General features: G+C 61.2%; 10 protein-coding genes and 2 tRNA genes. 10 read left to right on the top strand and 2 right to left on the bottom strand.

What is annotated here, in order from left to right; genetic code table 11:
* The first annotated feature begins 304 nt into the window (after positions 1-304).
* From M2375_RS06010 to M2375_RS06000, 3 genes are all read left to right on the top strand, one after another.
* Positions 305-1612, top strand: a complete 1308-nt coding sequence (locus M2375_RS06010) for a cation:proton antiporter (RefSeq protein ID WP_259164562.1) — start codon at positions 305-307, stop codon at positions 1610-1612.
* A complete protein-coding gene (locus M2375_RS06005) occupies positions 1602-2714 on the top strand; it encodes a YbdK family carboxylate-amine ligase (protein ID WP_259164561.1) in 1113 nt (370 codons plus the stop codon). Before M2375_RS06010 ends, M2375_RS06005 begins: the two co-directional genes overlap by 11 nt.
* Before the next feature lie 98 nt (positions 2715-2812).
* Complete coding sequence (locus M2375_RS06000) at positions 2813-3589, top strand: glutamine amidotransferase (protein WP_259164560.1); 777 nt, start codon at positions 2813-2815, stop codon at positions 3587-3589.
* Here M2375_RS06000 and M2375_RS05995 read toward each other — a convergent pair.
* Both M2375_RS05995 and M2375_RS05990 read right to left on the bottom strand, forming a co-directional pair.
* The gene (locus M2375_RS05995) at positions 3562-3876 is read right to left on the bottom strand and encodes a DUF2322 family protein (RefSeq protein ID WP_259164559.1); all 315 of its coding nucleotides are present in this window, start codon (positions 3874-3876) and stop codon (positions 3562-3564) included. The genes M2375_RS06000 and M2375_RS05995 overlap by 28 nt on opposite strands.
* Before the next feature lie 135 nt (positions 3877-4011).
* Positions 4012-4494, bottom strand: a complete 483-nt coding sequence (locus M2375_RS05990; RefSeq protein ID WP_259164557.1) for an EVE domain-containing protein — start codon at positions 4492-4494, stop codon at positions 4012-4014.
* 476 nt (positions 4495-4970) lie between these two features.
* Between M2375_RS05990 and infA the strand changes: the two genes are divergently transcribed.
* The 7 genes from infA (at position 4971) to M2375_RS05955 (ending at position 12484) form a co-directional block, all read left to right on the top strand.
* Positions 4971-5219, top strand: coding sequence for a translation initiation factor IF-1 (gene infA, locus M2375_RS05985; protein ID WP_182322929.1), 249 nt, complete (start codon positions 4971-4973; stop codon positions 5217-5219).
* 109 nt (positions 5220-5328) lie between these two features.
* Positions 5329-5405, top strand: a tRNA-Pro gene (locus M2375_RS05980).
* A 233-nt stretch (positions 5406-5638) separates the two neighbouring features.
* A tRNA-Pro gene (locus tag M2375_RS05975) sits at positions 5639-5715 on the top strand.
* Positions 5716-6268: 553 nt separating this feature from the next.
* Positions 6269-8530: a class 1a ribonucleoside-diphosphate reductase subunit alpha gene (nrdA, locus tag M2375_RS05970; RefSeq protein ID WP_404979278.1), complete on the top strand. Its 2262-nt coding sequence runs from the start codon at positions 6269-6271 to the stop codon at positions 8528-8530.
* A gap of 14 nt (positions 8531-8544) precedes the next feature.
* Positions 8545-9678: a class Ia ribonucleoside-diphosphate reductase subunit beta gene (gene nrdB / locus M2375_RS05965; protein WP_259164555.1), complete on the top strand. Its 1134-nt coding sequence runs from the start codon at positions 8545-8547 to the stop codon at positions 9676-9678.
* Positions 9675-9977, top strand: a complete 303-nt coding sequence (gene yfaE / locus M2375_RS05960; RefSeq protein ID WP_259164554.1) for a class I ribonucleotide reductase maintenance protein YfaE — start codon at positions 9675-9677, stop codon at positions 9975-9977. The genes nrdB and yfaE overlap by 4 nt, the downstream gene beginning before the upstream one ends.
* 404 nt (positions 9978-10381) lie before the next feature.
* Positions 10382-12484: a hydantoinase/oxoprolinase family protein gene (locus M2375_RS05955; RefSeq protein WP_259164553.1), complete on the top strand. Its 2103-nt coding sequence runs from the start codon at positions 10382-10384 to the stop codon at positions 12482-12484.
* Position 12485 lies beyond the last annotated feature (1 nt).

The raw sequence follows: 12485 nt of genomic DNA, 5'->3' as shown, positions 1-12485 counted from the left end.
ATTGCCCGAAATGGTGCATTGCAGAGCGGCAGGTGTTGTAGGACTGCAGGCTTTTTGTTCCCTGTTGCAGCAGGCCCGCGTTGCAATCTGGCGATCATCCAGTAGAGTCGTTGAGATTGGTTAACGATCTGATGCATTCCTGCTACAAGGTGCCTGGGCACTGATGTGGTGCATCTCATGGCCTGCAGTGGCCGCAGCCGGGCTTTTCAGACAGGGAAAGCGCCGCGCTGCCACGGCCGGTCCATCTCTAGCTTTGTGCCTGCATGCTTGCACGCGGGACACTATTTTTGAGGAGGGCGCCTTTATGCCACCCCATGCCGCATCCAATATGCCGCTGCCGCAAATAGGCGGCTGGCTTGAACACAGTGTCGGTCCGTTGATGAGTTGGTGCGTTCTGGTCGCGGCCGCAGCGCTGGCCGGGCACATGGTCTTCCGGCTCAGCGGTTTTCCGCGCATGCTGGGCTATACGGTCGTCGGCCTGCTGGCCGGCTGGCTCGGTTTTGGCGATCTGCCCTGGCCGCTGCAGGGCAATACCCAGGTGCTGCTGCACACAGCGGTGGGCACCAGCATGCTGATTGCAGCCTCGCAAATCTCGCTCAAATGGCTGCTGCGCCAGCCCTTTTTGCTGCTGCAAAGCCTGGTCGAATCCCTGGCTGCCCTGGTGCTGGTGACCGCCACCTTGCAGCTGCTGGGCATGGGCTGGGCGGTATCGCTGGGCGTGGGGGTGGTGGCCATGGCGGCCTCGCCTTCGGTGCTGCTGCGCATCTCGTCCGATCTGCGCTCCAGTGGCGCGGTCACTGACCGCAGCTTGCTGATGGCCACCCTGAGCTGCGTGTACGCCCTTGTGCTGGGCCTGGTGGTGACCGTGGCCTGGTCGCCCGTCGCCGGCACGGACACGCAATCGGGCCTGGAGCTGACCGCTGCCGGCATGGGCCATCTGCTGTGGAGCCTGGGGCTGACCTTGCTGTGGGCGCTGCTGACCACGGCGGCCCTGTGGCCGGTGCTGCGTTGGCAGTCCTCGCGCAGCGATTCCACCGCGCTGTACATGCTGGCTGTGCTGGTGGCTGCCAGCTTGCTGGCCGAGCGTTTGGGCGGCTCGGCAGCGCTGGGCTTTGTGTTGGCGGGGGTGATGCTGCGCAACCTGAGCCCCAAGCCCATGGTTTGGCCCTCGGCCTTCATGGCGGGCAACACCATGCTCAATTTGCTGATGTTTGTGCTGGTGGCCAGCATGGCCGGCCAGATTGCCCCCAGCGCGGCGCTGGTGAGCGTGGTGGCCGCTGCCAGCCTGGCGCGGCTGCTGGGCAAGATGGGCGGCGTGCTGCTCTTGGGCGCGGGTACCGGCATTGGCTGGCTGCGCCAGTGGCCGGTGGCCTGCGCGCAGTCGCCCAGCTCGGGCCTGGCGCTGCTGCTGGCCTCCGCCCAGGTGGCGCAATGGGCATCCATCAACCCCGAGGTGGCCATCAGCGTGTCTTCCATCGCGCTGCCAATGATTGTTCTGTGCGAGGTGATCGGCGTGCTGCTGGCCTCGTTGGCATTGTGGCGCAGCGGCGAGGCGCACCGCGGTATTGGCCTGTCTGCCCTCACCAGCAAGGAGAAACGCCATGACGCTTGAAGCTTTCCAACAGTCCGAGGCCCTAACCCTGGGGGTCGAGCTGGAGCTGCAGCTGGTCAACACCAACCACTATGACCTGACACCTTATGCGCCCGATATGCTGGCCCTGCTGAAAAACGCGCAGGTGCCGGGCTCCATCGTGCCCGAGGTGACCACCAGCATGATCGAGATATCGACGGGCATTTGCACCGATGCCCAGGATGCCTACCAGCAGCTGAGCGTAACGCGAGATGCACTGGTCAAGGCCGCGGATCGGCTCAATATTGCGCTGGCCGGCGGTGGCACCCATCCGTTCCAGCAGTGGCACCAGCAGCGTATCTACAACAAGCCGCGCTTCAAAGAGATCACCGCGCTGTACGGCTACCTCACCAAGCAGTTCACCATCTTTGGTCAGCATGTGCATGTGGGCTGCCCAGGGGCCGACGCGGCGCTGATGATGCTGCACCGCCTCTCACGCTATATCCCGCACTTTATTGCGCTGTCGGCCTCCAGCCCCTTTGTGCAGGGCCAGGACACGGCCTTCGATTCGGCGCGGCTCAACTCGGTGTTTGCATTTCCACTCTCGGGACGGGCCCCCTTTGCGCTGCACTGGGAGGACTTTGAGCGCTACTACGACAAGATGACCGCCACCGGGGTGATCCACAGCATGAAGGATTTTTACTGGGACATCCGGCCCAAGCCCGAGTTTGGCACGGTGGAGGTGCGGGTGTTTGACACGCCGCTGTCCATCGAGCGTGCCGTCGCGCTGGCCGCCTATGTACAGGCGCTGGGTGCCTGGTTCCTGGCCGAGGAGCCGTTTGAGCCCAGCGAGGACGACTACCTGGTCTACACCTACAACCGTTTCCAGGCCTGCCGCTTTGGTCTGGAAGGCGCCTATGTGGACCCGGCCAGCAGTGAATCCTTTGGTCTGCGTGAGCATATCCTGCTGACCTTGCAGCGCATCCAGTCCTATGTGCCGGAGAACAGCAAGGAGGCTTTGCAGCAGCTGCGCAAGACCGTCAATGAGGGCGTGAATGACGCCAGCCGCTTGCGTGAGGCCTATGCCCAGGCCCAGCAATTGCCAGAAGTGGTGCGCCAGTCGACCTTGCGCTTTCGCTACTGAGGAGCCGGGCATAGGCCGGTAAAAAAAGCGGGCGGAGGTCCTGCTGGGATCCCGCTTCCTTTACAGTGCAGGGGCCCTTCATTCTTATGCATTGCCCCGTGTCTGAAAAAACGCTGCTGCTTATCCAGGTCGGCACCCCGCCCGACGACATCCGTGCCCAGGTCGGCGATCTGCCGCTGTGGTTTTCCGCCGCGCTGGCGGCAGGGCCGGCCCTTCAGGTGGTGCGGGTCTTCGAGGGCGAGCCATTGCCGCCGCATGAGGCCCACAGCGCCGCCATCATCACCGGCTCCTGGGCCATGGTCACGGATTTGCTGCCCTGGAGTGAAGCGACGGCCCAATGGATACGCGAGGCGATGGCGCTGGAGTTTCCGCTGTTTGGCGTCTGCTATGGCCACCAGTTGATGGCCCATGCCTTGGGCGGCCGGGTGGACTACCACCCGCAGGGCCGCGAGATGGGTTGCCTGGATATCAACCTGCTGCCTGGCGCCGAGGACGAGGCCTTGCTCGCAGGCGCCGGCCCGCAGTTCAAGGCCAACCTGACCCATATGCAAACCGTGCTGGAGCTGCCGCCTGGCGCCCGGGTGCTGGCACGCTCGGCGCATGATCCGCACCAGGTCGTGCGCTATGGGCCCAAGGCCGTCTCGACCCAGTTCCACCCGGAGTTCAGCCAGGCGATTGCTGCCGCTTGCATCCAGTTGCGTGCGCAGGTGCTGCATTCAGAAGGGTTTGACCCCGATGCCATGCTGCGCCAATTGGCCCAGACGCCTGTGCCCCAGCAGATGCTGCAGCGCTTTGTCGCAGCCTATGCGCTGGAGAGCGCAGCGACAGCAGCAGAGCCCCGGGCCGTTCAGGCCGACACAAGCTTGACGGTATAGCCCTTGCCGGAGGCGATCACCTCCAGCAAGCGATCGATATTGGGGTGCGCGCCGGGGCGGGCCTTGGCGTCATCCGTGTGCTCGGCAAAGATCTGCAGGCCTTCTTCGGCCGCCGCTGCATTGATACCGCCATGCTTGGCGGCCAGAGCGTTGTACACCCGCACCGAGCCAGCCTTGCCTGGGGCATTGGGAATGCTGGCTGCCAGCTGTCCATCGGCATTGATGAGCTGCAGCTCAGCGATATGGTCGATAGCGGGCAGGGATTGGAGATTGTCAGCAAAAGCCATGGTGGTCTCGGGTGCGCAAGTGGTATCAAAAAAAATAGCAACCCTTGCTTGCTGCATGGGTAGCCGACGTATTTTTTGGAATTATGCAGCATCCCCTCAGCCTTCAACGCAGCGCTAAGCCCTCAAGCGCGCGCCTCAGCCCTGGGCATTGATGAGGTCCATGATGAAGCGCCAATGCGCCTCATCGACCGGCGTGATCGACAAGCGGTTGCCTTTTTGCAGCACCCGCATCTCTTGGAGCTCAGGATACTGGCGCAAGCGGGCCACGCTGATGGGCTGGATCTTGCGCAGTGCCTGCACATCCAGCGTCAGCCAACGGGGTTGTTCCGGCTGGGACTTGGGATCGTAGTACTTGGAATCGGGCTGGAACTGGCTGGCATCAGGCCGCAGCTTGCCGGCAATGCGGGCGATGCCATAAATGCCGGGCTCGGCGCAGCTGGAATGCCAGTACAGCACGCCATCGCCCACTTGCATGTCATCGCGCATGAAATTACGGGCCTGGTAATTGCGCACGCCATCCCAGGCAATGGTGGCATCGGGGGCGCTGAGCGCATGGTCTATCGCGTATTCATCGGGCTCATTTTTCATCAGCCAGTAGCGGGTGGCGGCAGCGTTCATGGTCGGGCGAGGAAGAGGGCGGAGCAGTGGACGGGCGATGCCAAGCAGGAGCGGCAGCGCGCTGCGGGCCATGCTAACCGATGCGCCAGCCAGGTGCCATGCCAGCGGCGGGGATTCCCTCAAGCGCCAGCAGGGCAACAAACGCAGGCACTACGCCGTTTTTGCGCGACAGCACCAAGCGTAAATGCCTCGTACATAGTACAATAGAGAGCTTTGCAAGCTTTTACAGCCAGGGAGCGCATGGTGCTTGGCACTGCGCGGCTTAGAGCGACGGGTACGCGCCGGATAGTTCAGGCCGTATCCGTATCGCAACCGGCCACTGGGTGAAAGCGCGCCATACCCCCGGGTATGACGGGTAAAAGTCCGCAAGGACACCCCCCCAAACCCTGGAAGGCCACCGCTGCTGGTGGCACACAGAACAGCATGGCGAACCTGTTTTCGTTCATGCACCACTAGACAAGGATTCGTCGACTTATATGGCTAAAGAAGAACTGATTGAGATGCAAGGCTCCGTGACCGAAGTGTTGCCTGATTCGCGTTTTCGCGTGAAGCTGGAAAACGGCCACGAGCTGATCGCTTACACGGGCGGCAAGATGCGCAAACACCACATCCGCATTCTGGCCGGTGACAAGGTGTCGCTGGAAATGTCGCCTTACGATCTGAGCAAGGGCCGTATCACTTTCCGTCACCTGCCTGGCCGTGGCCCAGCGCCATCCCAGCGCTAATGGCTAGGGCGCAGCAAGCGCTGCGCCTTGGTGCCAGCAGGGCAGTTGTAAAAAAATCGTCAAATACGAAAAACCACTGCCCAAACCCTGGTTAGAATAACGGCTTAGTCGGAGCGTAGCGCAGCCTGGTAGCGCATCTGCTTTGGGAGCAGAGGGTCGCGAGTTCGAATCCCGCCGCTCCGACCATTCCATTTAAAAACCTGTTGTACGCAAGTACAGCAGGTTTTTTGTTGTGGGCTTGGCGGATGAGGCAGCGCCTAGCGATGCAGTCGGGAGCGGTGGCACCAGCGCGGCACCCCAAGCGTGTGGCCCGACTGGCGGCATGCAGCGCCGCAGCCCAGCCCGGCACCATTTAAAGTTGCCAAAGTAATCATTTTTCCCGAACAGGGCCCTGGCAGGCTATACAATAGCGGCTTAGTCGGAGCGTAGCGCAGCCTGGTAGCGCATCTGCTTTGGGAGCAGAGGGTCGTGAGTTCGAATCCCACCGCTCCGACCATTCCTTTTGAAAACCTGTTGCATGCAAGTGCAGCAGGTTTTTCATTTGTGCAGCGTGCAAACATCGTTGCGCACCCCGTCTGCGATAACGCCGTCTACAAACGGTGTTGCCTAGCTTTAAAGCGCAGGCTGTAACGCGCTGATCAGCCAGTAATGCGGGCAGCCCACAAGGGTGCTGCCGATGGCGATCGCCACCCAGAATGCCAGTCCATTTCCCTCATCGGGGTGCGGTGATAGAAAGCAACTGGAAACATAAAATTATTCAGGCAATGCATGTTGATTTTCTTGCATTTCCTCTCTGGGCATCGCACTTCCTAACAGAAATTGGCGCCACATTTTTGCTACCGAGAACGCTACAGGTAGCGTACACTCAAGCCCATAGACACTATATGTAGTGTCCACCGCTTTCCCCCACTGGTTGTTGTCCCTGGTCTAGCTCCCGTCTTTACGCGCCTGCAATGTCAGGCGCGTTTTGGCGCGGGACAGGTGCGTCAGCCCGTGGCCCTGCGTCTTTTATCCCATTAGAAACATCGCAAATGAACCAGACAACCACTATGAGAGTCACCAAGCGTGACGGTCGCGTTGAACCCATCGACCTGGACAAAATCCACCGAGTGATTGACTGGGCCGCCAAGGACCTGCGCGATGTTTCCGTGTCGCAGATCGAGCTGCAATCGCATATCCAGTTTTATGACGGCATCCGCACCGATGCCATCCATGAAACCATCATCAAGTCCGCAGCGGACCTGATCTCCGAAGACGCGCCGGACTACCAGTACGTGGCTGCACGCCTGGCCATCTTCCATCTGCGCAAGATTGCCTTTGGCCAGTTTGAGCCACCGCATTTGTACGACCATGTGCAAAAGCTGACTGAGCTGAAGAAGTACGACCCGCACCTGCTGGCCGATTACAGCCGCGAAGAGTACGAAGAGATCAATGGTTTCATCGACCACTGGCGCGATATGGATTTCTCCTACGCAGCCGTGAAGCAGCTCGAAGGCAAGTACCTGGTGCAGAACCGGGTGACCAAGCGCATCTATGAGAGCCCGCAGATTCTGTACGTGCTGGTGGCAATGAGCCTGTTTGCCAAGTACCCGGCCGACCGCCGCCTGCAGTACATCAAGCGTTTCTATGATGCCGTCTCGCGCTTCAAGATTTCGCTGCCCACGCCCATCATGTCGGGTGTGCGCACGCCTTTGCGCCAGTTCAGCTCCTGCGTGCTGATCGAGTGCGATGACAGCCTGGACAGCATCAACGCCACCACCAGCGCCATCGTCAAGTACGTCTCGCAGCGCGCCGGCATCGGCATCAACGGCGGCCGCATCCGCGCGCTGGGCAGCGAGATCCGTGGCGGCGAAGCGCAGCACACCGGTTGCCTGCCTTTCTTCAAGATGTTCCAGTCGGCCGTCAAGTCCTGCTCGCAAGGGGGAGTGCGCGGCGGTGCAGCCACCTTGTTCTACCCACTGTGGCACCTGGAAGCCGAGTCGCTGCTGGTGCTGAAGAACAACCGCGGCGTCGAAGAAAACCGTATCCGCCACCTGGACTACGGCATCCAGATCAACCGCATGCTCTACCAGCGCCTGATCAAGGGCCAGAACATCAGCCTGTTCTCGCCCCACGATGTGCCTGGTATGTATGAGGCCTTCTTCGCCGACCAGAACAAGTTCGAAGAGCTGTATGTCAAGTACGAGAACGACGAATCCATCCGCAAGCGCACTTTGCCAGCGGTGGAGCTGTTCTCGCTGATGATGCAAGAGCGCGCCAGCACCGGCCGTATCTACATCCAGAACGTGGACCATTGCAACACCCACAGCCCCTTCAACCCGGCTGTGGCGCCGGTTCGCCAGTCGAACCTGTGCATGGAAATCCTGCTGCCCACCAGCCCGCTGGAAGACATCAAGGACGAGAACGGCGAAATCGCGCTCTGCACCTTGTCCGCTTTCAACCTGGGCGCGCTGGAATCCACCGACGAGCTCGAAGAGCTGGCCGACCTGATCGTGCGCGCGCTCGATGCCCTGCTGGAGTACCAAGACTACCCGGTGGCCGCTGCCCGCGTCGCGACTGAAAAGCGCCGCTCGCTGGGCGTGGGCGTCATCAACTACGCCTACTACCTGGCCAAGAACGGCGTGCGCTATTCCGATGGCTCGGCCAACGGCCTGACCCACCGCACCTTTGAGGCCATCCAGTACTACCTGCTGAAGGCATCGGTGCAGCTGTCGCGTGAATTTGGCCCTTGCACCGCCTTTGCCGAGACCAACTACGCGGCAGGCATCCTGCCCATCGATACCTACAAGAAGGACATCGACGCGCTGACCGACGAGCCCCTGCACCTCGATTGGGAAACCCTGCGCACCGAGATCAAGACCCATGGCCTGCGCAACTCCACCCTGACCGCACTGATGCCGTCCGAGACCTCCAGCCAGATCGCCAATGCGACCAATGGCATCGAGCCTCCACGTGGTTTTGTGTCGGTCAAGCAGTCCAAGGACGGCATCCTGCGCCAGGTGGTGCCAGAGATCGACCGTTTGAAGGGCCAGTACGAACTGCTCTGGCAAATGCCCAACAACGATGGTTACTTGAAGCTCGTGGGCCTGATGCAGAAGTTTGTCGACCAGTCCATCTCGGCCAACACCAACTACGACCCACAGCGCTTTGCCGACGGCAAGGTGCCCATGCAGCAATTGCTCAAGGACTTGCTGCAGGCCTACAAGTTTGGCGTCAAGACGCTGTACTACCACAACACCCGTGATGGTGCGGAAGACATGCAGAGCGCGGCGGCAGAAGACGACTGCGCCAGCGGCGCCTGCAAGATCTAAGCGCGGAGAAGGCCATGGCATACAGCACCTTTTCCAAGGTTGACAATGACCAGCTCAAGGAACCGATGTTCTTTGGCAATCCGGTCAACGTCGCCCGCTACGACCAGCAGAAGTACCCGATTTTCGAGAAGCTGATTGAAAAGCAGCTCTCGTTTTTCTGGCGCCCCGAGGAAGTGGACATCACGCAGGACCGCATCGACTACCAGAAGCTGCCCGACCACGAGAAGCACATCTTCATCAGCAACCTGAAGTACCAGACCTTGCTGGACTCCATCCAGGGGCGCAGCCCGAACATGGCGTTTTTGCCCCTGGTGTCGCTGCCGGAGCTGGAGACCTGGATTGAGACCTGGGCGTTCTCGGAGACCATCCATTCGCGCTCGTACACGCACATCCTGCGCAATATCGTCAATGATCCGTCGGTGATCTTTGACGACATCATGCGCAACGAGAACATCAAGCTGCGCGCCGGCGATATCTCCTCGTACTACGACGAGCTGATCCGCGATGCCATGCTGCACGCCCAATTGGGCGCCGGCAGCCACACCATCAATGGTGTGGTGCATGAGATCAATGTGTACCAGCTCAAGAAGAAGATGTACCTGTGCCTGATGAATGTGAACATTCTGGAGGCCATCCGCTTTTATGTGAGCTTTGCCTGCTCCTTCGCATTTGCTGAGCGCAAGCTGATGGAGGGCAATGCCAAGATCATTCGCCTGATTGCACGCGATGAGGCCTTGCACCTGACCGGCACGCAGCATTTGCTCAACATCATGCGCTCGGGCCAGGATGACCCGGACTTTGCCAAGATTGCCAAAGAGACCGAGCAGGAATGCTTTGAGATGTTCAAGACGGCGGCGATGCAGGAAAAGCAGTGGGCCGAGTACCTGTTCCGCGACGGCTCGATGATTGGCCTGAACAAGGACATCCTGAGCCAGTATGTAGAGTACATCACCAACATCCGCATGTCTGCGATCGGCCTCAAGCCCGCATTCGAGAACGCCAAGAGCAACCCGATCCCCTGGATCAACACCTGGCTATCGTCGGACACCGTGCAGGTGGCCCCGCAAGAGGTGGAGCTGAGCTCTTACCTGGTCGGCCAGATCAACGCCGAAGTCTCGCTGGATGACCTGAGCGGAATCGAGTTGTGACCACCGTTAGCACCACGGACAGGCTTATACGCGTACTGCCAGGGGAGACCCTGCTGGAGGCGTTGGAGCGCACTGGCCACGATGTGGAGTACCAGTGCCGTGGTGGCTATTGCGGCAGCTGCCGCATCACCTTGCTGGAGGGCGAGGTGGTCTACACCCAAGAGCCCCTGGCCTTTGTGGCGCCGAATGAAGTGGTTCCCTGCTGCTGCGTGGTCAAAACCCCCATCAAGGTGGAATGCAGCCTCAGGCCCGTGGAGGCCCGTGCCGAGGACAAGAGCCAGCTGGCTCTGGACCTGTAGGACGCTGCAGTTTTGCGCACAGGCCCCAAGCTTTGCTTGGGGCTTTTTTGTTGCGGCATTCGCTATGTGCGGGCGGCACAGCTTTGTCGCCTCGCGGCGCTTCAGCCTCCAATTTGCGCGCTGTTTTCAAGCTTTACACAAGCATGTTTTAGCGGACCTATAGCGCCTTTTCACCCTGATTGGTGCAGGACCGCGCAGGCCTGGTGCAGGCGCCATAAAAACCTGGCATTTTTGCACTGTCGCCGTGCATGCCCACCGGGTTAGCGCGTAATGGTTACTACCCGCGAAGCACAGCTTGCGCCCGCCCTCGAATTTCTTGTTTGCGCCGACTGGGCGATTACTTGATCATCGCTGCCAGATCAGAGCTTCTGATCCACACAGCTTGCATGATTCGGAGATACCAGATGGCAAAAAGCCAAGTCATACGCGCCGGGGCAGACATCGGCGGCACTTTCACAGATATCGCGCTCGAGGTCGATGGCGTCCTGTTCAGCGAGAAGGTCCTGACGGACTATGAAAAGCCCGAGCGCGCCATCGTCACCGGCCTCAAACAGGCAGCAGCCCAGGCAGGCATTGCGCCAGCGCAGATCGGCACGGTGATCCACGGCACGACCCTGGCCACCAACTCGCTGATCGAGCGGCGTGGCGCCAAGACCGCCTTCATCACCAGCGAAGGTTTTCGCGATGTGATCGAGATGCGCAACGAGGGCCGTTTTGAGCAGTACGACCTGGCCATCCAGCTGCCCGCGCCGCTGATTGCCCGCAACCACCGCTATACCGTGGCAGGCCGGCTCGATGCCAAGGGCCAGGAACTGCAGCCGCTAGACGAAGCACAGCTGCAGCAGGTGATTGCGCAGCTGCGCGAAGGCGGCTACCAAAGCGTGGCCGTGGGCCTCATGCACAGCTACAAGAACCCGGCCCATGAAAAGCGGGTGCGCGCGCTGATCGCCCAGGCGCTGCCCCAGCTGTCGGTGTCCATCTCCAGCGAAGTCTCGCCCCAGATCCGCGAGTTCGAGCGCTTCAACACCGTCTGCGCCAATGCCTATGTGAAGCCGCTGATGTCCTCCTACCTGCAGCGCCTGGCACAGGCTTTGGTAGAAGAGGGCATGCACTGCCCGCTCTACCTGATCCACTCGGGCGGCGGGCTGATGTCGCTGACGAATGCTGCTGAATTCCCGGTGCGCCTTTTGGAATCGGGCCCGGCAGGCGGCGCCATCTACGCCAGCGATTTTGCGGCCAAGTACGGCCAGGACAAGGTGGTGTCTTTTGACATGGGCGGCACCACGGCCAAGATCTGTCTGATTGACCAGCATGTGCCCAAGACCGCACGGGTGTTTGAAGTGGCGCGCAGCTACCGCTTTAAAAAGGGCAGCGGCATGCCCATCTCGATACCGGTCATCGAGATGATCGAAATCGGCGCGGGCGGCGGCTCCATTGCCCATGTGGACGATATGCGCCAGGTGCGGGTGGGCCCGGAGAGCGCAGGCTCGGAACCTGGCCCGGCCAGCTACGGCCGGGGCGGCGCCCGCCCCACGGTGACCGATGCCGATCTGCTGCTGCACAAGCTGGACCCGGCCCGGTTTGCCGGCGGCAGCATGCAGCTGAACATGCCCGCCGCGCAAGATGCGATGGCCACCCATGTCGGCCAGGCCCAAGGCCTGGACGCGGTGCGCGCTGCCTACGCCGTGGCCGAAGTGGTGGACGAGAACATGGCCAATGCCGCGCGCATGCATGCGGTGGAATCCGGCCAGGACCTGGAGGCCTACACGATGATCGCCTATGGCGGCGCTGCCCCGCTGCACGCGGTGCGGCTGTGCGAAAAGCTGGGCATCCAGCGCCTGCTGATCCCGACGGGCGCCGGCGTGGGCTCGGCCATCGGCTTCTTGCGCGCGCCTTTTGCCTATGAGTCGCTGCGCAGCTCGGTCATGCGCATGAGCCAGTTCGATGGCGATGCCGTCAACCAGATGCTGCGCGAGATGGAAGTCGAGGTCAGCGCCTTTTTGCACGACACCGGCTACGACGGCGAGACCGTCAAGGAGCTGCGCGCCTTTATGCGCTACTGCGGCCAGGGCTGGGAGATCCCCGTATCGGTGCCCGTGCAGCACTTTGGGCCGGACAGCGTGCCCGCGCTCAACGCGGCCTTTGTGCAGAACTATGTGGCCTTGTTTGGCCACGCGATCGACGGCCTCGATATCGAGGTGGTGAGTTGGGCACTGTCCTTGCGTTCCAAAACCGAGCCACCGGCCAAAGCCGCGCTGCAGCAAGGCGGTGTGCCCCAAAAGGGTGCCGGCACGGTGCTGGACCGCCGCGAGGTCTTCGACGGCAAGCTGGGGCAGTTTTATGCCTGCGATATCTATGAGCGCCTGGGGCTGCCAAGGGGGCAGGCCGTGCCCGGCCCGGTGGTGATTGTGGAGAAGGAAACCTCGACCTATGTCAGCCCAGGTTTCAAGGTGGTGCTGCAGTCGGACGACTGCATGCTCGTAGAACGCATGGACAGCGGAGTGTGAT

This window comes from Comamonas sp. BIGb0152 (genome assembly GCF_024809975.1).
GTDB lineage: Bacteria > Pseudomonadota > Gammaproteobacteria > Burkholderiales > Burkholderiaceae_C > Comamonas.
This window is presented reverse-complemented; position numbering and strand designations above follow the sequence as displayed.

Excerpts from the sequence above, each read along its gene's own strand:
- M2375_RS06010 (WP_259164562.1), top strand. The coding sequence starts at position 305 with ATGCCACCCCATGCCGCATCCAATATGCCGCTGCCGCAAATAGGCGGC.
- M2375_RS06005 (WP_259164561.1), top strand. The coding sequence starts at position 1,602 with ATGACGCTTGAAGCTTTCCAACAGTCCGAGGCCCTAACCCTGGGGGTC.
- M2375_RS05995 (WP_259164559.1), bottom strand. The coding sequence starts at position 3,876 with ATGGCTTTTGCTGACAATCTCCAATCCCTGCCCGCTATCGACCATATC.
- M2375_RS05990 (WP_259164557.1), bottom strand. The coding sequence starts at position 4,494 with ATGAACGCTGCCGCCACCCGCTACTGGCTGATGAAAAATGAGCCCGAT.
- infA (WP_182322929.1), top strand. The coding sequence starts at position 4,971 with ATGGCTAAAGAAGAACTGATTGAGATGCAAGGCTCCGTGACCGAAGTG.
- nrdA (WP_404979278.1), top strand. The coding sequence starts at position 6,269 with ATGAGAGTCACCAAGCGTGACGGTCGCGTTGAACCCATCGACCTGGAC.
- nrdB (WP_259164555.1), top strand. The coding sequence starts at position 8,545 with ATGGCATACAGCACCTTTTCCAAGGTTGACAATGACCAGCTCAAGGAA.
- M2375_RS05955 (WP_259164553.1), top strand. The coding sequence starts at position 10,382 with ATGGCAAAAAGCCAAGTCATACGCGCCGGGGCAGACATCGGCGGCACT.